We start from the raw sequence: 22,188 nt of genomic DNA on the forward strand, positions 1-22,188 counted from the left end.
ATGAAATCTATTGTCATTGGTTCTGGATTTGGTGGTATAGCTGCAGCACTAAGGTTGAGAGCCAAAAATCATAAAGTAACTTTAATTGAAAAACACCCTGACTTAGGTGGAAGAGCAAGAGTGTTTAAAAAAAATGGTTTTACTTTTGATGCTGGACCGACTGTAATTACTGCACCATATCTAATTGAAGAGCTTTTCACTTTATTTAATAAAAAATCTCAAGATTACATAAAGCTAACTCCCTTGAAAACTTGGTATAGGTTTATTTATGAAGATGGAGGTATATTTGATTACTCTGGTGATGAAGATCAAATGAAAAAACAAATTGAAGAAATAAACAAAGATGATGTTAAAGGTTATGAACAGCTTGTAAAATTCACAAAAAAAATATTTGATAAAGGCTTCACAGAACTAGCTGATGTTCCCTTTGATAAACCTCTTGTGATGATGAAACAATTGCCCTCTTTATTAAAACTTAAAAGCTATAAATCAGTTTATTCATTAGTTTCTTCATATATAAAAAATGAAAAATTAAGACGTATGCTAAGTATGCATCCTCTATTAGTTGGCGGAAACCCCTTTACAACAACATCAATATACGGATTAATTCTATATCTCGAAAAAAAATGGGGCATACATTACTCAATGGGTGGAACTGGGAACATAATCAATGGCTTAGAAAAATTAATGATTGAACAAAAAATTGAATTAATCAAAGGACATGAAGTAACAGAAATCATTTCAAATAATGGAAAAATTAGCGGAGTAAAATTAGATAATCAAAAAGAAATACTTTCAAATAACGTAGTATGTAATGCTGATCCTCCTGCTGTATATGAAAAACTTCTAAGCCAAAATAAAACAAACTCTCTATTTAAATGGAAACAAAATCGAATGCAGTATTCTATGGGTCTATTTGTTTACTATTTTGGAACAAAAAAAACATACCCAGATGTTGAGCATCACACAATCAAATTTGGTGATAAATATAAAGAACACCTGACTGATATTTTTGATAATAAAAAATTAAATGATGACATAAGCTATTACCTTCATAGACCATCAGCTACAGACAAATCAATGGCACCTGAAGGAAATGATTGCTTTTATGTTCTTGTGCCCGTCCCAAACAATCAATCCAAAATTGATTGGAAAATTGAAGGTGAAAAAATGAAGAATTTAGTAATAGATAAAATGGAAAAAGCATTACTTCCTAGTCTTAGAGAGAATATTATTGAAGATTTCTATTTAACGCCAGATTATTTTGAAAATGAATTGAATACTAAGTTTGGATCAGGTTTTTCGATCCAACCTAAATTTACACAGTCTGCATATTTTAGGTTTCATAATAAATCAGAAATTTATGATGGTTTGTATTTTGTTGGGGCAGGAACACATCCTGGTGCGGGTGTTCCTGGGGTGCTATCCTCAGCAAAAGTTTTAGATAAAATTATATAATGTCTAATAAAAACTACCTGTCTATTTACGCAAAGTCATTTAATTGGGCTGGTTTCTTTTTACCAGAAAAAACCTATCAAAAGTGTTCCTCTTTGTATGATTTTTGTAGAACTGTAGATAATATTGCAGATAACGATGAAGAATTAGAAGTTAAGAAAAAAAATCTATTGGTTTTTAAGAATGATTTTCTTAATAAAAACTATAATAATATAATAATTAAAGATATGTGGGATCTTATGGATCATCATTTAATTTCAATAAAAATTATTAAAGACTTATTTGATGGTGTTGAATCAGATTTAAGTAAAAAAGTTCAATTAAATAATAAAAAAGATTTGTTAATTTATTCTTACAGGGTTGCTGGTACAGTAGGCTTGATGATGGCAAAAATTTTAAATGTTAAAGGTAACAATGCAATGAAAGCTGCCATAGATTTAGGCATTGCAATGCAACTAACAAATATATCTAGGGATGTTATAGAAGACTCGAGGATTAATAGATTTTATATTAAGAATGATTTTGAGACAATAAGCGACACCTTAGCTTTAGCTGATTTATTCTATAAAAGTTCTTTTATAGCAATAAAGGAAATACCCTTTAAGTTTAGATTTGCAATACTTGTAGCAAGAAGGGTTTACAAAAAAATAGGTGATAAAATTTTAAGAACAAAGAATATAGAGAATTATAATAAAGCAGGTAAGATTTATGTAAATAGTATTGCAAAAATTTATCAGACTATTCTTTCTATATTTGACTTAGTAACACTTTTTTTAACAAAACAAAAAAGTGTTTATATGAATAATGAGCATTTTTTAATTAGTGAGGAAATAGATTTAAATGAAAGAATTTGACTATATAATTATTGGTGGTGGTTGTGCTGGGCTATCTTTAGCATATGAATTAGAAACCTATAATAAACTTAAAGATAAAACATTAGCAATCATTGAGCCTAGATTAGATTACAAAAGGGATAAGACTTGGTCTTTCTGGAAAACAACAAGCCATAATTTTGAAGATTGTGTAAAAAAAAGTTGGGATAATTTTTCTATAAATATACCAAACAAAACTAAATTTTTAGAATGTAATAAACTACCTTATCAATCAATTGATAGTGGACTATTCTATAACAAAATAAACTCTACACTGAAGCAAAATCATAATATCAAATTTTATAAAAATATTAATGAGGTAAACTTAAATAACTCCTTAATTTTTAATAGTGTTCCATCAATAGATTCTAAAAAAAACAAACTCTGGCAACACTTTAAAGGTATTGAGATTGAGACTACCAAAGATGTTTTTGATGAAAAGATCATGAATTTAATGGACTTTGATTGTCCACAACATGACAGTGTTCATTTCTTTTACACATTGCCTTATAGCAAAAATAAGGCTTTAGTTGAAACCACCTGGCTATCTAAAATGAATAATGATCTAGAAATGGATTATGATGAACAATTAAAAGATTACATTGAAAATCATTTAAATATTAAAAATTACAAAATTAATTATAAAGAAAATGGTGCTGTACCACTATTTTATCCATCAAATATTAATGAAAAAAATAAAATAAATATTGGCACCGCAGGACATATGACTAGATTAAGTACTGGGTACACTTTTTTGAATATCCAAGACCACAGCAGATATTTAAGGGAAAATATTGATAATATTGATAAAATTAGAAGATATGAAATTAAAAAAAAATATCAATTTCTAGATAAAATATTTTTAAGAGTTTTAAGCAATAATGCTAAGCAAATGCCAAATATATTTTTCAAAATGTTTGATAACTCTCCTGAAACTGTAATTAAATTTCTATCTAATAAGAGTAATATTTTTCAAGATTTATTAATAATTCTTAAAATGCCTAAATGGCTATTTATTAAAGCCCTTTTAAAATAAAATGTATAGCCTGATAAATAAAATTAATTTCTATCATTCAATTATTTTTTTTATTTTTTCATGTTTTATTGCCTTGATTGTTAATCAATTCGAAAACTTAATTATCTCTCCAATGATGTGTTTATTTCTTATTCTTTCAATTGGAATTTCACACGGTGCACTAGACAATCAAAAAGGTAAAAAGCTTAGCCAGCTATATAATATAAAAAAAATTTATTTTTTTTATATTATATATTCCCTTATTGGGATTAGTATCATTATATTTTGGTTATTTTTTCCAACTGTGTCTCTTATTTTATTTTTAGTTGTTGCCTCATATCATTTTGGTAAAGAAGATACAGAATTTTTGATAAATAATAAAAATGTATCAAATCTAATTCTTTACTTCTTAAAAGGGTCTCTAATAATCACTGCACCATTAATGTTTCACTTTATTGAAACAATTAATATTTTTAAGTTACTTTTAATAGAAAATGAAAAGTTTTATTTATTCTTAAACTTTATTGAAGATAACAATATATTACTTTTTGCTTTATCTATTTCTTTGCTTTCTAGTATTTATTACTTTTTGAAAGATTTTAAAATTATAAATATTTTGATATTTTTAGATTTTTTTTCAATTATTGTTCTTAATTATTTTTTAACTCCACTAATCGCCTTTACAATATACTTTTGTTTTCTTCATTCATTCCGACATTCAATTTCACTGATAACAATGCTTGATGAAAATAGTTTTAAAATTGGTGCTATAACTTTTATAAAAAAAGCTATGCCTCTTACAGTTTTAACTGCTATTTTATATGTTTTAAGCTTATATTTTCTATCTAATTTCTATCAATTAAATGATGCAATATTAAAAGTTATATTTATTGGTTTGGCGTCTTTAACCTTTCCTCATATATTGCTTGAATATCTTTTAGAAAAAAATGAAAAATAAAGAAATTAAAGTATTGTTATCTGCTCCAAGAGGTTTTTGTGCTGGGGTAGAGAGAGCAATAGAAATAGTTAAAAAAAGTATTAAAAAATATGGCGCACCTGTTTATGTGCGACATGAAATAGTACACAATAAACATGTAGTGGATAGTCTTAAGGCAATAGGTGCAATTTTTGTTGAAGATTTAGACGAGATTAAAGATAAAACTAGGCCAGTAATTTTTTCTGCGCACGGTGTACCAAAATCAGTACCCCTAGAAGCTGATAGCTATAAAATGGAATATATAGATGCTACTTGTCCTCTTGTCTCAAAAGTACATAGGGAGGCAGAAAATCTTCACAAAGCTGGTTATCATATTGTTCTTATAGGGCATAACAATCATCCAGAAGTTATTGGTACTATGGGTCAATTACCAGAAGATTCAATTGATTTAATTCAAGATGAGCATGATGTTGAATTATATGAATTAGATAATAACGAAAAAATTGCATATGTTACTCAAACAACTCTGTCTGTTGATGACACTAAAAATATAATTAAAGCTCTTAAAAAAAAATTCCCACAGATTAAAGAACCATTTAAAGAAGATATTTGCTATGCAACTACTAATCGTCAATCAGCTGTTAAAAATATTGCTAAAAAATGTGATATGTTTTTTGTTTTAGGAAGTAGAAATTCTTCAAATTCAGTTCGTTTAGTTGAGGTAGCAGAACAAACTGGCTGCCAACACGCCGAACTAATTCATTCAGAGAGTGTAATTCCTTTTGAAAAAATACAAAATTGTAAAATAATTGGTGTTTCATCTGGCGCATCAGCACCTGAAGTTTTAGTTGAAAATTTCATTAATAAATTAAAAGAAAATTTTAAAATAAAAATTGAGGAAGTTGAAATTATCAAAGAAAATGTTGTTTTTAAAGTTCCTGCAAAATTAAATTAGATGGCTGTATACACTAAAATAAATAGTAAAGATCTTCTATCACTAAGTAGAGATTACAAGTTAGGAAAAATAATCAAATCTGAAGGAATTAAAAAAGGAATAGAAAATACAAACTACTCATTAAAAACAAATAAAAAAAAATTTATTTTAACAATTTTTGAAAAGAGAGTTCAGAAAAAAGATTTACCTTTTTTTATGAACTTAATGGAAAAACTAAATCGAAAAAAAATTATTTGTCCAAAACCATTAAGGAATATTGATGGTAAGTACTTAAGTAAAATTCAAAATAAACCCTCTAGTATTGTGACTTTTTTAAAGGGAAAAGATAAAGTGACTCTTAATTATAAAAATTGCTTTGATGTTGGGAAAAATATTGCAAAATTCCACAAGGCTGGAACTAGAATAAAACTATATAGACAGAACTGTATGTCTATTAATAAATTAGATGGTTTATTAAAAAGTATAAAGTTTACGTCTAGTAAAATAGCTCCAAAACTAAAACCTACTCTTAACATATGCTTAAAGGATATTAAAAATCAATGGCCGAAAAAATTACCAAGTGGAATTATTCATGGAGATTTATTTATAGATAATATCTTCTTTAATAAAAATAAATTTTCTGGATTTATTGATTTTTATTTTTCAAGCAATGATTTTCTGATGTATGAGATTGCAATTTGTATAAATGCTTTATGTTTTGATAAGAAAAAAAATTCTTTCGTAATGAATAATAAAAAGATTAGATACTTGATTGATGGATATGAAACTATAAGAACTATTTCAAAAAAAGAGAAGGACTCATTAAATATATTATGTAGAGGGGCAGCTTTAAGATACCTGCTAACTAGAATTTATGATTATTTTAATACTCCTAAAACTGCACTAATTCAGATCAAAGAACCTAACGAATATTTTCAAAAACTAATTATCCATAACAATCTGAATGGCTATAAAGATTATTATAAATAATGATAAAAATTTATACTGATGGTTCTTGTTTAAAAAACCCTGGAAATGGTGGTTGGGCTGCAATCATCAATATTAATGATGAAATTAAAAAAATTAGTGGAAGTGTTAAAGACACAACTAATAATAAGATGGAGCTAATGGCTCCAATTAAAGCGCTTCAGGAAATAAAAGAACAGCAACCTATTGAAATTTATACAGACTCCCAATATGTGAAATTAGGTATTACTGATTGGGTGCATAAATGGATTAAAAACAATTGGTTAACTTCTAAAAAGGAACCAGTAAAAAACAAAGAACTTTGGACTCAGCTTTATGAATTAAATCAATCTCATGAAATTAAATGGATATGGGTTAAGGCTCATGCTGGAAATATTCTAAATGAAGAAGTTGATTTATTAGCTAAACAAGCTGCTGGATTAAACTAAATTTAAAAAATTTTGGGCAGCCGAAACTTCACATGCACCAGCATCTTCTTCTTCTTGTAATTTAATTACTCTAAGATTATTTATTAACATTGTGTATCTATTTGATCTTACACCTAAACCTCGGACACTTTTATCAACATCAGCACCTATTGCTTTCGTAAAATTCAAAAATGGATCAGCCATCATTAAAACTTTATCTTCAACATTTTGGCTTTTGCCCCAAGCTTCCATTACAAATGGATCATTTACTGAGATACAGACTATTAAATCTACACCTTTTGCTTGGTATTTATCATGGTTATCAACGTATCCAGGTAAATGCTTGGCTGAACAAACTGATGTATAGGCACCGGGTAAACCAAATAAAACTACCTTCTTATCCTTAAAAAACTCAAAAGTATTTTTCTTAATGGGATTTCCATCTTCCATAATAAAAAATTCAGAATTAGGGATTGTTTCATTTTCTTTTAATTTCATTATATTTTTTCCTTAATGTATTGTTGAGTTTTACTTAGATTATTTGGAATAATATCATAATTTTCTTTTTCATCCATAACATACTTTAGTTCATCAGGTAAGTTAGGTTTGATTCCAATTGATTTATCTATGGCTTCTGGAAACTTACATGGGTGTGCTGTTGCTAAAACAATATTATTACCTTTTAAATTTACTTTATTTAAAGATCCAAATCCTATTGCACTATGAGGATCCAGTATAATATCATATTTAATGTGAACTTCTTTAATGGTATCTAAAATCTCTTCTTCACTCATACTTGCTGATAAGAAATCTTTATTTATTTTTTTCATTTTATCTTTTGAAATAATATATTTACCATCTTTTTTAATTCCACTCATAATTTTTTGTGTTTCATGATCATCAAAGTCATTCAAATCGTAAATTAATCTTTCGAAATTACTCGCAATTTGAATGTCCATACTTGGAGAGTTTGTTTCTAAAACTGTTTCTGCTTCATATTTTCCCTTAGAAATTGCTCTGTATAAAATATCATTCTGATTTGTTGCAACGATAAGTTTATTAATTGGTAAACCCATTTTTTTGGATAGGTACCCAGCATACACATCACCAAAATTACCCGTAGGTACTGAAAAATTAATAGGCCTTTTGTCTTGTGTTTGAAAGTATGTATAAAAATAGTATACAGCTTGTGCAATAATTCTTGCCCAATTTATTGAATTTACTCCAGACATATTTATTGAGTTAGAAAATTCTTTATCTGCAAACATTGATTTAACTAAATTTTGACAATCATCAAAATTACCTTCAATCGCTATATTAAAGACATTCTTTTCTTTAACTGTCGACATTAGTTTTCTTTGAACGAGTGAAACTTTTTCATGAGGGTGAAGAACAAATATATTCATATTCTTTTTTCCCTTAATCGCATCTATTGCAGCAGCACCTGTATCCCCAGATGTTGCAACTACAACGTTTATATTGTTATTATTTCTTTTTAAATAATGCTCATAGAAGTTTCCTAACAATTGCATTGCTATATCTTTAAAGGCTAGTGTCGGGCCATGAAACAGCTCTAAAATCTTAGTATCACCTAATTTAATTAAATCTACGACGTTATCTTTTCTAAATACAGAATATGATTTATCAACAATATCTGACAACTCATTTGCTGTCATAAAGTCACCTATAAATGGGTATATTATTTCTTTTGCTAAATTCTGATAACTCAATTTACTTAATGCCTTTATTTGTTCAGCATTGTATTTTTTAACCTCTTTTGGAATAAACAAGCCCCCATCATCTGCAAGACCTTTAATAAATACTTGCTCAAAGCTATATTCTTTTGAGTTATCCCTGGTGCTTATATACTTCATCTAATTAATTTTTTTTAAAATATAAATATATTAATTGTGAAAAATTGGCTAATAAAAATCCTCTTACAAATATAAACTAGCTAAGAATAAGAATATAATTGTAAATTAATGACTTATTATCTTTTAACTTTAGACTAATTTATATACCCTTTAATTGTAAAGATATAGGGGGTAAATTGAGTACAATTGGACTAGTTACAATGTATCTAATTATTCAGTTAGTGGTATTTTTTTCTATATTACCAATAGATGTTAATCGAAAAAGAAAATTTTTAATCCCAGCAAATGAGGTTGGAGCACCTGAAAATCCTAAAATTCTTAAAAAGACTTTTTATTCCATTGGTATTACGACTATTATTTTCACAATAATTTGCTTATTGATGAAATATGAATATTTAGATCTAACAAATATAATCAGTTAAAAAATATTACACCACGACATTTTGAGTCGAAAAATTTAAATCAGACTATCTAATAAAAGTAATACAAAAATTAAGAATAGATACAAAATTGAGTAGCCAAAGACTTTTTTTGCTTTCTTTAAATCAAATTTATTTTTTTTATATTGATATAAATCAAAGCAAATAAAATTATAATAAATTGTAAGAACAAATGCTGGAATCAAATAGATTAAACCTGAAAAATTAATCCAATATGGAAAAATGATGATGGGTAGCATTAATAAAGAATAAATAAAAATGTATACTTTTGTTTTTTCAATACCATCTGTTAAAGGTAACATTGGAATTTTTGCTTTTTTATAATCATCAGCTTTATATAAGCTCAATGCCCAAAAATGCGAAGGCGTCCAAATAAAAATTATTAAAAATAAAGCTAATGGCTCTAAACTAATTGTATTAGTTGCTATGGTCCACCCGATAACAGGTGGTAATGCACCAGCAGCTCCACCAATAACAATGTTTTGTGGTGTTTTTCGTTTTAGCCATATTGTGTAGACAAAAAGATAAAAAAATATTGTAAATAATAACAAAGATGCTGATAGAAAATTTGAAAAATAATTTAATGCTACAACTGAAATAACTGACAATAACACTCCAAAAGTAAGTGCTTGGTTTCTATTAATTTTACCAGTGGGAATTGGTCTTAAGCATGTTCTTGTCATGAGTGCATCTAAATCTGATTCGTACCACATATTTAGACATCCAGCCGCTCCCGCACCTAAAGCAACTAAAGTTATGCCTATCATAGCATCAATAATGCCTATATTTGAATTGGAAGTTAAAAGGCCAACGGCGCATGTAAATATAACAAGAGACATTACTCTTGGTTTCATCAATAGATATAAAGATTTAATTAATTCATTAAAATCTAGTGTGACAGTTTTTTTTCTAATCATTTTGGTTAAACGGTTATCAGATATGATGTGCCTATTCTACATTTAATAAAATAAACACTAAAATTGATACCATTCCAATAATAAGAATATGATTTCCTAAATCAAAAATTCCAATTTGTTTATTTTTTTTATCAATAAATCTTCTAGTAAGAGACATATTGTCATATGGATTAATTGTAATTGCGGGGCCTTTGTCTTTTTGCTTCTCTAATTTTAATTCAGTACCAAACCATGTTGCATAAATAAAAAGTAAAAAAAATATTAAAGCTCCAGCAAGTACAGTGTATCCAGTCATAAAGTTTATCCTCCAGTAATAAAATATAATAATCTTGTAAAAACCGTGTATTTTGCTTCTGCTGCCATAAGCCCAATAAAACAAGCTATTGCTGTCATCGGCCACAAAAGAACATTAACTAGGGCATATCGCTCCCAAAATAGGTGCATAAAGAAAGCCATTATTAAACCAGCTTTTAGAAACATAAATATTAAAATTAAGGTCCACCTTAATAACCCCTGAAATGCAAACAAGTCAACCATGTAAGAAAAAAAACTAAGTACAAATAATAATCCCCAAATCCATAAGTAGATTCCTATCTTATGTGTTGAAGCAACGGTTTCTTTGTTTTCTATCTCATCCATAATCTAGTTTACCATAAATAAAAAAAGGCAAATATAAATACCCACACTAAATCAACAAAATGCCAATAAAGACCTAAAATCTCTATTGCAACATAATCCGATTTCATTGTAGTAAAAAATCCCCTTTTACCGTTGTCAAAATCACCTCTAAAAACTTTTCTTGCAAAAATAAAAAGAAAGATCACACCAATTGAAACATGAAATCCATGAAATCCTGTAATCATAAAGAAGTATGAACCAAATTGTTTTGCTCCAAAAGGATTTTCCCAAGGTCTAACACCTTCATGTATTAATTTTGACCATTCAAATACTTGCATTCCAACAAATGTAAGGCCACCAATAGCTGTAGCTAAAATAAGCCATCCACACATTTTTCTATTTTTTTCATAACCATATTTTACTGCAAGAGCCATGGTTCCACTGCTTGTAATTAAAACAAATGTCATTATTGCAATTAATAATAATGGAACAGGTGTGCTGCCTACATGTAGTGAAAAGACTTCACTTGTGTTTGGCCAATCTACTACTGTAGAGGTTCTTCCTTTCATGTACGAAATCAAAAAACAGCTAAACACAAAAGTATCACTCAGTAAAAAAATCCACATCATGACTTTTCCCCACTGAACACCCTTAAACATTGTTTGATCAGAGCCAGTATCTGTGGCCATTCCTTTAAACCCTGGTTTAAGTTCATAACCTTCAATTTTTACATCAGTCATATTTTTTTCCTAAGTTTTTTCTACCTCTGCATTAATAACTTCACTTGGTGGCGTTGTTTGGGTTATGTAATCTTCTTTTGCGCCAGGTACATTAAAGTCATAAGGCCATCTATGAACAACTGGTAATTTTTCTCCCCAATTACCATGAGTTGGTGGTACATCAGGGGTTAGCCATTCTAAAGAATTTGCCTGCCAAGGATTTTTGCCTGCTGGTTTTCCAATTTTTAAACTTGTTACAATATTGTAAATAAAAATTAACTGTGAAAAACCAACAATTAAAGCCGCAATGGTTATAAACTCATTCATTCCAACAGCTGAAGTGACATATGGACTATCATACATTTCATAGTACCTTCGTGGCACTCCAATAAAACCTAGGTAATGCATTGGAAAATAAATTGAATACGCACCTAAGAATGTAACCCAAAAGTGCCACTTACCTAATTTTTCACTTAACATTCTTCCAGTAACCAAGGGAAACCAATGATAAACTGCACCCATAATTACCATAAGTGGGGCTATGCCCATGACCATATGAAAATGAGCTATTACAAAATAAGTATCAGATAGTGGAATATCTACCGCAACATTCCCCAAAAAAATTCCAGTAATTCCTCCATTTACAAAGGTCACAATAAAACCTAAGCAAAAAAGCATTACCGTGTTCATTCTAATGTTTGCTCTAAATAGTGTTATTATCCAGTTATAAACTTTCAATGCAGTTGGTACTGCAATAATAAGTGTGGTTGTTGCAAAGAAAAAACCGAACCAAGGGTTCATTCCACTAACATACATATGGTGAGCCCAAACAAAGAAACTTAAAGCTCCTATACCAACAATAGCCCAAACCATCATTCTATACCCAAAGATATTTTTTCTAGCATGAACAGATATTAAATCTGAAACTATTCCAAAAGCAGGAAGGGCCACAATATAAACTTCGGGGTGGCCAAAAAACCAAAACAAGTGTTGAAAAAGAACAGGGCTTCCTCCTCCATAACTTAGCACTTCTCCAGCTTGGAGAATGGCTGGCATAAAAAAACTAGTCCCAAGCATCTTATCTAGAGTCATCATAATACAACTGACCAATAATGCTGGAAAAGCTAACATAGCCAAAGCTGTTGCAGTAAAAATTCCCCAAATAGTCAATGGCATTCTCATTAATGTCATCCCTCTAGTACGAGCTTGTAAAATTGTAATTATGTAATTTAATCCACCCATAGTAAATCCAATTACAAATAACGATAAAGAAATAAGCATTAAGGTAATTCCCATATTGGAACCAGGAGTACCTGGCAAAATAGCTTGAGGTGGATAGAGCGTCCATCCTGCACCTGTTGGTCCACCAGGAACAAAAAAGCTAGCCATGAGAACACATACTGCGATAAAAAACATCCAGAAACTAACCATATTTACATATGGAAAAACCATATCTCTCGCTCCAACCATTAAAGGAATTAAATAATTTCCAAAACCTCCTAAGAATAATGCTGTTAAAAAATAAACAACCATTATCATGCCGTGCATAGTTACAAATTGATAATAATGTTCTGCTGTGATGAATGGAACTAGATCTGGATAACCCAATTGTAAACGCATCAACCAAGAAAGTATTAGACCGACTATTCCTGTAAACACGGCAGTAAGAAAATATTGAATACCAATAACTTTAGCATCCTGACAGAAAATCCATTTAGTAATAAAACTATGCCCATGATAAAGATCCTGTTCAGGAATTTCTGCAGGTCTTACATAATCAATGTCTTTTGATGGAGTGCCAGAAGAGCCAGACATGGTTTCTGAAGACTGTGCTTCAAGAGGTGTATTCTGTTGGTTATATTCGTCTGACATAATTCTCCTTTACATTATTTAATCATCATTTTTAGCAAGTAGAGTTGTTTTTAATTTATCATTTTCTTGTTTAGCAATTAAATCTGAAAAAGTTTCCTGTTCTTTAATCCAGTTTTTATAATTGCCTTCACTTTCAACTATAACTTTTGCCCTCATAGCATAATGGCCCACTCCACAATATTCAGCACATAACACTTCGTATTCTCCTATTTTGTTTGGCTCAAACCAATAATAAGAAATGATTCCAGGTATAGCATCCATTTTTGCTCTAAATTGTGGAACATAATAATTGTGTAAAACATCTAGTGACCTTAATAAAATTTTTACTGGTCTGTCTGTTTTTAGGTGAAGCACATCGTCTTGAATTAAAATATCATCTTTTCCATATGGGTCATCTAAGTTTATTCCAAAAGGATTGTCATCACTAATTTTTTCAACTTGAGCTGTGCCTAATATTCCATCTTCACCTGGTAATCTATATTGCCATCCCCATTGCCATGCATTCACTTCAACTTGCAGTGCATTTTTTGGAGTATTGATATAATTATTATAAACAATTAGACCCGGTGCTAGAAGAGCAATAACTCCAACAGTAGTGGCAATAGTTAATATTTTTTCTAATTTATGATCTTCTGGTTTGTATTCAACTTTTCTGCCTTCTTTATAGGAAAATTTTAGTATGCAATAAACCATGAACAAACAAACTAAAATAAATACACCGCCACCAATCCAGAAAGTTAAATTAATTGTTTCATCCATTGCCCCCCAGTTTGAGGCTATGTCTGTCCACCACCATGGAGTATATATATGGAACAGAACTGAACCAACAATTACCCCTAAAAATATAATTCCCGGGTGCATATTTGTCTCTCTCTCTTAGATAACAGTAATTGAAATAAATTTTCGAATCCATAGAAAAATATATTAATAAATGAGTAAATAAGGCTTTATAGTGAATTAAATTATGCTTGATAAATTTAGTCTCTTTGTAGTTGTGCTGGTTTTAGTTTTTTGCTTTTATCTTGTAATTTCTCTGGGAGCAGGAGTTTTTTCAAAAAAAGAAAAGAAACCAGAAATACAAAAATATTTAAAATCTGTTAATATTTTATTAATTTTTATAATTGTTGTTGGGGCTATTTTAACGTTGTTTCTTTAAAGCATTTAACCAAGTAGTGCTCGACACCAAGCAATAACTGTATCATTAAAAACATACATAATTAAAAAAAATACACACCAAACAATTAATAAAAAAGCCCAATAAAGAGATAGTGCATCTATACTTTTTTGTTCTTTTATAATTTCTTCTTTTTTAAGTTTATTAACTTTGGAAAAAACTTTCCCCCAAAAAAATAATCCTCCTAAAAGATGTAAACCATGAAGTGCAGTAAAAATATAAAACGATGAAAAATAATTATTTGTAGAAACATAGTTGCCATTTTTCATTAATTGAAACCAAAAAAGGATCTGCCCAAATAAAAAAGCATAGCTTAAAAAGCCAACTATAAGCAAATTCTTTTTAATTTTTTCAAAATTATTTTTTTTTAAATCATTTGTGATTTTATTAAAAAAATAAGCAACATATAATAAAACTAAAGTATTTAACCATAATAAATTAGGTTTCAATAAATACTCTGTATCTTGAGTAGCTGGAATGCTATAAAGGTATCCTGTAACAACTAAAGTAAATAATACAGTACTTACACCAAAGATAACAATAACGGCTGATGTCTGCAACGATATATCAAAAGTTTTACCTTGATGACGGTTATCACTTTCCATCTGTTCTTTTTCCCAAGGCTTATCAGACAATGTTCCAAAAAGTTTTTTAATAAATTTAGACATAATTATAATATATAATATATTAATTCATAAAATATGAAATTAAAGACCTCAATAACTATACTGGGTGGCTGTTTGTTAATTTTTTTATTTATTATGTTGCCTATTGTATTATCGATACAAGAAAAGAAAGAAGATATTGTAGCCTCATATACTGGATCTGCATTTACTTTAACAGATGTAAATAATGAGCCCATAACAGAAAAATCTTTTCAAGGACCATTAACTGCAATTTTTTTTGGTTTTACAAATTGTCCTGATATATGCCCAATGACACTATCTAATCTAGATCAGGTTATCGAAAAATTAGATGATAGTGAGAAAAAAGATTTGAAAGTTTTTTTTGTAAGTATTGATCCTGAAAGAGACAATCCTCAAATAATTAAGGATTACTTGAATTCATTTAAAAGTAAGATCTATGGAATAACTGGAGATCCACAAAAAGTATTTTTGCTTTCAAAATCATGGGGTGTTTTAAGTGAAAAAATTTTTAATGAAGACGGTAGTTATTTAATCAATCATAGTTCTTCAATACTTTTATTAGATAAAGGAAAGTATATTGATCGAATTAGTCATCATGAAAATTTGGAAGATATTTTTAAAATAATTAAGAGTTATTTGTAAGCTTGTAAAAATTATTATGTATTTTTCCTCACATATAAATAAAATAAAAAAATTGACAGTGCTAAAGAAAACCAAGTAATAGCATACTTTTTGTGACTATTTGAAATATTTACAGTAATAATTTTTGGTTTTGGTAATTCTAAATTATTATGTAAGTAAATTACAAATGGTGAAAATTTTTTATTTGTATATTGAAAAATATCATCCCTATCTAAAGTAAACCAGTAATTATCGTTAATATCATTAACAGGCTTAAACCTGTTAGCCTTAGATTGTTTTCTTAACGTTCCTAAAATAGTTTTATGATCAAAAATATCAATTTCTTTAGTATTTTTTTTATCAAAAGGTATCCATCCTCTATTTAATAAAAAGTTTTTATTATTAATTATAATTGGATTAACAACATTAAATCCTGGCGCACCTTTTTCGTTTAAACTATATAAATAAATTTGTTTATCAAAATCTATAACCCCTAAAGTTTTGATTTTTAGATAGTCCTCAGGAACATTGGTCATTAAATCAACAGGTTCTTTCTTCAAAGAAACATCAATTTTATTTAATAATTCATTTTTCCAATCTAATCTTACTAGTTGCCAGCTACCTAATGCTATAAATATAGATATAAAAAAGAATACAAAAATTGAAAATAAAAGTTTATTTCTCAAGGTAAACTATTAACTTCCCCAAATATAGATTGAAGCAAATAGGAATAGCCATACTACATCAACAAAATGCCAGTACCACGCAGCAGCCTCAAAGCCGAAAAACTCACCTTTTTTATAATGACCAGTCTTGCCTCGCCACCAACATACAGCTAAAAATATAGTTCCTACGACGACGTGAAACCCATGAAAACCTGTTGCCATATAAAACACAGCACCATATATATTCCCTGCAAAATCAAAACTCGCATGATGGTATTCGTAAATCTGCAATAAAGAAAAGCAAAAACCTAAAACAACTGTCATTGCCAAACCTTGCACAAAACTTTCTCTATCACCTTCTTCTATGGCATGATGCGCCCAGGTAACTGTAGTTCCTGATAATAGTAGAATTAATGTATTTATCAATGGAATATCCCATGGATCAAATGTTATAATATCTACTGGAGGCCAAACATTGCCCATGAGTTCTGTAGGAAATAAACTTGCATTAAAATAAGCCCAAAACCACGCAACAAAAAACATTACTTCGGAGGCGATAAAAAGAGTCATTCCATATCTAAGGTGAATTTTAACAACAGGTGTATGATGATTATGATCAACCGACTCTATGATTACATCTCTAAACCACATGTATACTCCATAAAATAAAAGAGCAAAACCTAAATACATTCCCCAGGAAACTTCACTATGCAAATAATAGACAGTCCCTATTGCTAAAAATAAGCTAGAAAATGATACATAAATAGGCCAAGGACTTGGGTCTACTAAGTGATAATCATGTTTTTTTTCTGCTGACATTTTTATAATTTTGATTGTTTATAATAATCTGATGAAAAGAAAGTATAGGACATAGTTACATCTTTAATATTTTTAGTGTTTGGGTCGTTTACCATTTCTGGATCTAAATAAAAAGTCATTATATATGTTGCTTTTTCTCCTGCTTTCAACTCTTGCTTTTCAAAGCAAAAACAGCCTAATTTACTATAATATTTACCAAAAGATGAGGGAGATACATTAAAAGCAGCCACACCATAAGTTGTTTCATCGCCATAATTCTCTACTTGAAATTCGATTCGATTCACTTGACCTATGTTCACATCCATAACATTTTTTTTTACTTTAAAATTCCAGGGTAGTTTGTTTACATTTGTATCAAAGCGAACACTTACTTTTTGATCTAAAACTATATCTGGTGCCTCTTTTGATATTTGCGTAGTTCCACCGAACCCAGTCGCTCTACAGAATATGTCATATAAAGGTACCGCAGCAAATGAAAGGCCAAGCATGATAAAAAAGATTCCAGCTAAAATTATAGGAGTAAGTGTTTTTTTTTGGATCATAATTGTCTGTCAAAAACTCCCACATTATAAAGAGTAAAAAAAAATAGGAATATCATGAAGGCTATTATTCCAAACGCAGTAAAGATGTTTTTTTTTTTAGTTTTTTTGTCAAGTATCAGCATAATAATGTCTTATTTGTTAAAAATAATTTTCTTAAAATTTAATGAGTATTAGATTTTTCAGTATCTTGATCATCTACAAACTTCGGCAACTCATCAAAGGTATGGAAATTTGGTGGTGATGGTATGGTCCATTCTAAAGTTGTGGCACCTTCACCCCAAGGGTTTTGAGCTGCAGCTTTTTTCTTAGAAAAAGAATAAATTAAGTTAACAAAAAATACTAATAAACCACCAACTGCTATGTATGAGCCAACTGATGAAACGTAATTCCATCCAGCAAATGCATCTGGGTAATCAGCATATCTTCTTGGCATTCCTGCTAAACCTAAAAAATGTTGAGGGAAAAATACCAGGTTAACTCCAATAAATGTTAACCAAAAATGTATTTTCCCTAAAGTTTCAGAATATTCATAACCAGACATTTTACCAAACCAATAATAAAATCCTGCAAAGATTGCAAATACTGCCCCTAAAGACAATACATAATGAAAGTGAGCGACTACATAATAAGTATCATGCATTGCAGTATCAACACCTGCATTTGCAAGCACAACTCCTGTTACTCCACCAACTGTAAATAAAAATATAAAGCCTAATGCCCACAGCATTGGAGTTTTAAATGAAATTGATCCACCCCACATTGTTGCAATCCATGAAAATATTTTAATACCCGTTGGCACTGCAATAATCATTGTCGCTGCTAAAAAATAAGCTTTAGTATCAGTGCTTAAACCAACTGTATACATATGGTGGGCCCAAACAACAAAACCTACAACACCAATTGAAACCATGGCATAAGCCATTCCCAAATATCCGAATACAGGTTTTTTAGAAAATGTTGAAACAATATGACTGATCATTCCAAAGCCAGGTAAAATTAAAATATAAACTTCTGGATGACCAAAGAACCAAAATAAATGCTGGTACAAAACAGGATCTCCACCTGTTTGAGCATCAAAAAATGCAGTTCCAAAATTTCTATCAGTTAAAAGCATTGTAATTGCTCCAGCTAAAACTGGTAGTGATAACAACAATAAGAATGCTGTAACTAAAACTGACCAAGCAAATAAAGGCATTTTGTGCAAAGTCATGCCTGGTGTTCTCATATTCAAAATTGTTGTAATAAAGTTAACTGCTCCTAAAATTGAAGAAGCTCCAGCTAAGTGCAAACTTAAAATAGCAAAATCCATTGCAGGTCCTGGCTGTCCAGCTTTAGAAGATAAAGGCGGATATAAAGTCCATCCTCCCCCGACACCTTGTTGACCTGGAGGGCCATCTACAAAAATTGAAAGTAGTAATAAAATAAATGAAGCAGGTAACAACCAAAATGAAATATTATTCATTCTTGGAAACGCCATATCAGGTGCACCAATCATGATGGGTACAAACCAATTACCAAAACCACCAATCATTGCAGGCATTACCATGAAGAAAATCATTATTAATCCATGACCAGTAACCAACACATTATATAAGTGATAATTTCCACCTAAAATTCCATCACCAGGATGCATTAATTCAATTCTCATTAATACTGAAAAAGCTGTTCCAATAATTCCTGCAAAAATTGCAAAAATTAAATACATTGTTCCAATATCTTTATGGTTAGTTGAGTAAGCCCAACGTTTCCAACCTGTTGGTGTGTGATGATCGTCTTGTGATGCTGTTTGTGTATACATTTTTATTTACTCGCTAGTTTTTTATATTCATTTTCTGTAATTGGTTCTTTTGCAAATTTCATTTTAGCTTCTGCTAGCCATATTGCATATTCTTCGTCTGTTACAACTCTCACTGTGATCGGCATAAAAGCATGTTGTATTCCACATAACTCAGAGCATTGACCATAATATGTTCCTACTTTTTCAGCTTTAAACCAAGTTTCATTTATTCTTCCTGGAACCGCATCTCTTTTAACTCCAAAAGATGGTAATGCCCAAGCGTGTAAGACATCGTTTGCAGTAATTAAAACCTTAACCACCTTATTAACTGGCACAACAACTTCGTGATCAACGGTTAGTAATCTTGGTTGGTTTTCTTTTAACTCATCTTCTTTAATCATGTACGATTCAAAAATAATATTTTCGTCGGGATATTCGTATCCCCAGTACCACTGATATCCAACAGCTTTGATTGTTACATCGACTTTTGGGATCGTATCTTGCTTGTATAAAAGTTTAAATGATGGGATCGCCATTACGATTAAAATTAAACACGGAATTAATGTCCACAAAACTTCTACTGCAACATTATGAGTAGTTTTTGATGGAACTGGATTTTTTGATTCTCTAAATCTTATACAAGTATAAATCATAAGAAATAAAACAAAGACAGTGATAGCAATAATTATTGGAAGTAGAATATTATTATGAAAACTAACGATATCTCTCATTCCATCAGAGGCTGGGTTTTGAAATCCTAGTTGCCATTCTTTAGGTTGATCGGCTAATGCACCTGTTGAGTAGATAGCTGCTAAAATTGTAAGTAAAAACTTGTTCATTTACAACAGTATATAAAGTGCTTTCATAAAATTTACACTTTAGATTTTGCGACAAAATCACACTTTAGCTTTTAAAAACCATCAATTAATCAAATAACTAACAATAGATAGAGCTGAAATTACTGCAGTCTCTGATCTTAATATATTTTCATTTATTTTAATTGGCTGAACGTGCTTAAATTTAAGAATCTCTCCTCTTTCTTCTTCTGAAAAATCTCCTTCTGGACCAATAATAACGCATGTTGGATTGCTAGTTAATTTTCCTAAATCTAATTTTTTATTTTGAGAATTTAGATCTGTAAATATTAAATCTATTTTTTTATTACTTAAAAAATATTTTAATGATTGAGGATCTTCAATAGATGGAACATTAATCCTATTTGATTGTTCAGAAGCTTCTATAATTACTTTTTCTAATCTTTTTTTATTAATTTTTCTTACAATTGTTCTGTCAAATATTATTGGTAAAAATTTTGTAACACCAAGCTCTGTTGCTTTTTGAATCATAAAATTAAAGTAGTTTGATTTGATAGGTGAAAAAGCTAACCACAACTCTTTTGTATTTTGTTTTTGTCTTAATTGTTTTGTAATATTAAATTCAATTATACTTTTTGAAATATTTAAAATTTTTGCTTCCCATTCTCCACTGTTGTTAAATAAAGAGAAGACTTCATCAACTTTAACTCTCATCACTTTATTTACATAGTGAGATTGTGATTTATCAAGCTTAGCAGTTAAATTAAGTGATAAACTTTCTTTAAAAAATAATCTAATATTACTCATTAATGTTAAGTTAATTTATGAAAAATATTAAAGCAATAATTTTTGATGCATATGGTACTTTATTTGATGTCAATTCTGCTGCAGAAAAATGTAAGGATAAAATTGGCGATAAGTGGGAAGGTTTTGCAAATTACTGGCGAACTACTCAATTAGAATACACTTGGCTTAGAAGTCTAATGAATAGACATAAAGACTTTTGGCAGGTGACAGAAGATAGTTTAGATAAATCAATGAAGGCATTTGAAATAGATGCTTCAATGAAAAATGAATTATTAAATCTTTATAAGGTGCTCTCGCCTTTTCCTGAAGTGCCTGAAGTTTTAGAAAAATTAAAAGAAAAAAATTATAAATTAGGTATTCTTTCTAATGGCACACCTTCTCTTCTTAATGAATTAGTTAAGAGTAATAATTTAGACAATATTTTTAATGATATTTTTTCAATTGAAGAAGTTGGCATTTATAAACCAGACTCAAAAGTTTACGACATGCCAATTAATAAATACAAAATACAAAAAGAAGAAGTTGCATTTTTAAGTGCAAATACTTGGGATGTGTCTGGTGGTGGAAATTATGGTTACAGTTCTATTTGGGTAAACAGAAATAATAATATTTTTGATAACCTTGATTACAAACCTAAAAATGAAATAAAAAATTTAGAACAATTAAACAATCTTATTAAGGCCTCATGAGATAACATGAGGCCTTTACTAATATAATTTAAACTACGCTTGCTCTTTGTTCAGTTTGCTCTTTATTAACAAAAGCGCTCGAAGTAACCTTTTGAAATAATTTAATAGGAACTCCTTTTGATAAAATGTCTAATACTGGACAATGTGTATTTACCGTATCAATCAATTTATCTATTTCAGCTTTAGGGGATGACGATTTAATATCAACAGTACCAGAAATAGATTGAAAGCCAGGTCTGGTATCTTTATTTAAAGCTAAAAAACCATGTAGATCAAGCGTACCTGTTAAATTAACACTAACACTTTCAATATTAATACCGGATGCTGTAGCAAATGCTTTATATGTTATCTCCTGACACGTTGCTAAAGCTGCTAATATCAACTCTACTGGACTAGGTCCTTCGTCTTTACCGCCAAAACTTTTGGGTTCATCCACTATCAGTTTATGCTCTCTAAGGGTAACCACAGATTGAAGCCCTTCCTTAAGGATTGAGTTACTTTCATATTGGACCACAGCATTTTTTGGGTTAGCTGTAAAATCCTTCTGTAGATTACTTATTGTTTCTTTTAGATTATTACTCATTT

General features: G+C 29.5%; 27 protein-coding genes. 11 read left to right on the top strand and 16 right to left on the bottom strand.

Annotated elements, in window-relative coordinates; genetic code table 11:
* From crtI to rnhA, 7 genes are read left to right on the top strand one after another with little or no spacing between them, the layout of a single operon-like run.
* Positions 1 to 1,458 (top strand): phytoene desaturase family protein, encoded by a 1,458-nt coding sequence (crtI, locus tag ABXT55_RS06015; protein WP_415284416.1) that lies wholly within the window; start codon positions 1 to 3, stop codon positions 1,456 to 1,458.
* The gene (locus tag ABXT55_RS06020) at positions 1,458 to 2,309 is read left to right on the top strand and encodes a phytoene/squalene synthase family protein (RefSeq protein ID WP_415284417.1); all 852 of its coding nucleotides are present in this window, start codon (positions 1,458 to 1,460) and stop codon (positions 2,307 to 2,309) included. The genes crtI and ABXT55_RS06020 overlap by 1 nt, the downstream gene beginning before the upstream one ends.
* On the top strand, positions 2,296 to 3,363 hold the full coding sequence (locus ABXT55_RS06025; RefSeq protein WP_415284418.1) for a lycopene cyclase family protein: 1,068 nt from the start codon (positions 2,296 to 2,298) through the stop codon (positions 3,361 to 3,363). The genes ABXT55_RS06020 and ABXT55_RS06025 overlap by 14 nt, the downstream gene beginning before the upstream one ends.
* Before the next feature lies 1 nt (position 3,364).
* Positions 3,365 to 4,300 (top strand): Brp/Blh family beta-carotene 15,15'-dioxygenase, encoded by a 936-nt coding sequence (locus ABXT55_RS06030; RefSeq protein WP_415284419.1) that lies wholly within the window; start codon positions 3,365 to 3,367, stop codon positions 4,298 to 4,300.
* Entirely contained in the window at positions 4,290 to 5,234 is a 945-nt protein-coding gene (ispH, locus tag ABXT55_RS06035; RefSeq protein ID WP_415284420.1) for a 4-hydroxy-3-methylbut-2-enyl diphosphate reductase, read from the top strand. Before ABXT55_RS06030 ends, ispH begins: the two co-directional genes overlap by 11 nt.
* On the top strand, positions 5,235 to 6,203 hold the full coding sequence (locus ABXT55_RS06040) for a homoserine kinase (protein ID WP_415284421.1): 969 nt from the start codon (positions 5,235 to 5,237) through the stop codon (positions 6,201 to 6,203). It begins immediately after the preceding gene.
* Positions 6,203 to 6,628, top strand: a complete 426-nt coding sequence (gene rnhA / locus ABXT55_RS06045; RefSeq protein WP_415284422.1) for a ribonuclease HI — start codon at positions 6,203 to 6,205, stop codon at positions 6,626 to 6,628. Before ABXT55_RS06040 ends, rnhA begins: the two co-directional genes overlap by 1 nt.
* On the opposite strand, the gene ABXT55_RS06050 is transcribed toward rnhA, so the two are convergent.
* Positions 6,620 to 7,105, bottom strand: coding sequence for a peroxiredoxin (locus ABXT55_RS06050; protein ID WP_415284424.1), 486 nt, complete (start codon positions 7,103 to 7,105; stop codon positions 6,620 to 6,622). The genes rnhA and ABXT55_RS06050 overlap by 9 nt on opposite strands.
* Complete coding sequence (gene thrC, locus ABXT55_RS06055) at positions 7,105 to 8,481, bottom strand: threonine synthase (RefSeq protein WP_415284425.1); 1,377 nt, start codon at positions 8,479 to 8,481, stop codon at positions 7,105 to 7,107. The genes ABXT55_RS06050 and thrC overlap by 1 nt, the downstream gene beginning before the upstream one ends.
* A gap of 176 nt (positions 8,482 to 8,657) precedes the next feature.
* Between thrC and ABXT55_RS06060 the strand changes: the two genes are divergently transcribed.
* Positions 8,658 to 8,903, top strand: a complete 246-nt coding sequence (locus ABXT55_RS06060) for a DUF1467 family protein (RefSeq protein WP_415278050.1) — start codon at positions 8,658 to 8,660, stop codon at positions 8,901 to 8,903.
* A gap of 35 nt (positions 8,904 to 8,938) precedes the next feature.
* On the opposite strand, the gene cyoE is transcribed toward ABXT55_RS06060, so the two are convergent.
* From cyoE to ABXT55_RS06090, 6 genes are all read right to left on the bottom strand, one after another.
* Positions 8,939 to 9,838, bottom strand: a complete 900-nt coding sequence (cyoE, locus tag ABXT55_RS06065; RefSeq protein ID WP_415284426.1) for a heme o synthase — start codon at positions 9,836 to 9,838, stop codon at positions 8,939 to 8,941.
* Positions 9,839 to 9,869: 31 nt separating this feature from the next.
* The gene (locus tag ABXT55_RS06070) at positions 9,870 to 10,133 is read right to left on the bottom strand and encodes a hypothetical protein (RefSeq protein WP_415278052.1); all 264 of its coding nucleotides are present in this window, start codon (positions 10,131 to 10,133) and stop codon (positions 9,870 to 9,872) included.
* Between the two features lie 5 nt (positions 10,134 to 10,138).
* The gene (locus ABXT55_RS06075; RefSeq protein WP_415278053.1) at positions 10,139 to 10,477 is read right to left on the bottom strand and encodes a cytochrome C oxidase subunit IV family protein; all 339 of its coding nucleotides are present in this window, start codon (positions 10,475 to 10,477) and stop codon (positions 10,139 to 10,141) included.
* Positions 10,478 to 10,485: 8 nt separating this feature from the next.
* The gene (locus ABXT55_RS06080) at positions 10,486 to 11,196 is read right to left on the bottom strand and encodes a cytochrome c oxidase subunit 3 (protein WP_415284427.1); all 711 of its coding nucleotides are present in this window, start codon (positions 11,194 to 11,196) and stop codon (positions 10,486 to 10,488) included.
* A gap of 9 nt (positions 11,197 to 11,205) precedes the next feature.
* Positions 11,206 to 12,990, bottom strand: coding sequence for a cytochrome c oxidase subunit I (locus tag ABXT55_RS06085; RefSeq protein ID WP_415279171.1), 1,785 nt, complete (start codon positions 12,988 to 12,990; stop codon positions 11,206 to 11,208).
* A 75-nt stretch (positions 12,991 to 13,065) separates the two neighbouring features.
* Complete coding sequence (locus ABXT55_RS06090; protein ID WP_415284428.1) at positions 13,066 to 13,908, bottom strand: cytochrome c oxidase subunit II; 843 nt, start codon at positions 13,906 to 13,908, stop codon at positions 13,066 to 13,068.
* A 103-nt stretch (positions 13,909 to 14,011) separates the two neighbouring features.
* Between ABXT55_RS06090 and ABXT55_RS06095 the strand changes: the two genes are divergently transcribed.
* On the top strand, positions 14,012 to 14,203 hold the full coding sequence (locus tag ABXT55_RS06095; protein WP_415284429.1) for a hypothetical protein: 192 nt from the start codon (positions 14,012 to 14,014) through the stop codon (positions 14,201 to 14,203).
* Between the two features lie 5 nt (positions 14,204 to 14,208).
* Here the strand turns inward: ABXT55_RS06095 and ABXT55_RS06100 are convergent, their stop codons facing one another.
* Positions 14,209 to 14,889: a cytochrome c oxidase subunit 3 gene (locus tag ABXT55_RS06100; protein ID WP_415284430.1), complete on the bottom strand. Its 681-nt coding sequence runs from the start codon at positions 14,887 to 14,889 to the stop codon at positions 14,209 to 14,211.
* Positions 14,890 to 14,922: 33 nt separating this feature from the next.
* Here ABXT55_RS06100 and ABXT55_RS06105 point away from each other — a divergent pair, with 33 nt between their 5' ends.
* A complete protein-coding gene (locus tag ABXT55_RS06105) occupies positions 14,923 to 15,510 on the top strand; it encodes an SCO family protein (protein ID WP_415284431.1) in 588 nt (195 codons plus the stop codon).
* Positions 15,511 to 15,524: 14 nt separating this feature from the next.
* Here the strand turns inward: ABXT55_RS06105 and ABXT55_RS06110 are convergent, their stop codons facing one another.
* The 6 genes from ABXT55_RS06110 to ABXT55_RS06135 all read right to left on the bottom strand — a co-directional run bounded on the left by ABXT55_RS06110 (position 15,525) and on the right by ABXT55_RS06135 (position 20,914).
* Complete coding sequence (locus ABXT55_RS06110) at positions 15,525 to 16,175, bottom strand: SURF1 family protein (protein WP_415284432.1); 651 nt, start codon at positions 16,173 to 16,175, stop codon at positions 15,525 to 15,527.
* A 9-nt stretch (positions 16,176 to 16,184) separates the two neighbouring features.
* On the bottom strand, positions 16,185 to 16,973 hold the full coding sequence (locus ABXT55_RS06115; RefSeq protein ID WP_415284433.1) for a cytochrome c oxidase subunit 3: 789 nt from the start codon (positions 16,971 to 16,973) through the stop codon (positions 16,185 to 16,187).
* A 2-nt stretch (positions 16,974 to 16,975) separates the two neighbouring features.
* Positions 16,976 to 17,512: a cytochrome c oxidase assembly protein gene (locus ABXT55_RS06120; protein ID WP_415285457.1), complete on the bottom strand. Its 537-nt coding sequence runs from the start codon at positions 17,510 to 17,512 to the stop codon at positions 16,976 to 16,978.
* Positions 17,513 to 17,675: 163 nt separating this feature from the next.
* Positions 17,676 to 19,313 (bottom strand): cytochrome c oxidase subunit I, encoded by a 1,638-nt coding sequence (gene ctaD / locus ABXT55_RS06125; protein WP_415284434.1) that lies wholly within the window; start codon positions 19,311 to 19,313, stop codon positions 17,676 to 17,678.
* A 2-nt stretch (positions 19,314 to 19,315) separates the two neighbouring features.
* Positions 19,316 to 20,131: a cytochrome c oxidase subunit II gene (coxB, locus tag ABXT55_RS06130; protein WP_415284435.1), complete on the bottom strand. Its 816-nt coding sequence runs from the start codon at positions 20,129 to 20,131 to the stop codon at positions 19,316 to 19,318.
* 81 nt (positions 20,132 to 20,212) lie between these two features.
* Positions 20,213 to 20,914 (bottom strand): RsmE family RNA methyltransferase, encoded by a 702-nt coding sequence (locus ABXT55_RS06135; protein ID WP_415284436.1) that lies wholly within the window; start codon positions 20,912 to 20,914, stop codon positions 20,213 to 20,215.
* A 17-nt stretch (positions 20,915 to 20,931) separates the two neighbouring features.
* On the opposite strand from ABXT55_RS06135, the gene ABXT55_RS06140 reads away from it, so the two are divergent.
* Entirely contained in the window at positions 20,932 to 21,603 is a 672-nt protein-coding gene (locus ABXT55_RS06140; RefSeq protein ID WP_415284437.1) for a haloacid dehalogenase type II, read from the top strand.
* Positions 21,604 to 21,631: 28 nt separating this feature from the next.
* Here ABXT55_RS06140 and ABXT55_RS06145 read toward each other — a convergent pair whose 3' ends face one another.
* On the bottom strand, positions 21,632 to 22,186 hold the full coding sequence (locus ABXT55_RS06145; RefSeq protein WP_415284438.1) for an OsmC family protein: 555 nt from the start codon (positions 22,184 to 22,186) through the stop codon (positions 21,632 to 21,634).
* Positions 22,187 to 22,188: the final 2 nt, after the last annotated feature.

It is taken from the genome of Candidatus Pelagibacter sp. Uisw_130 (genome assembly GCF_047722505.1).
Classification (GTDB): domain Bacteria; phylum Pseudomonadota; class Alphaproteobacteria; order Pelagibacterales; family Pelagibacteraceae; genus Pelagibacter.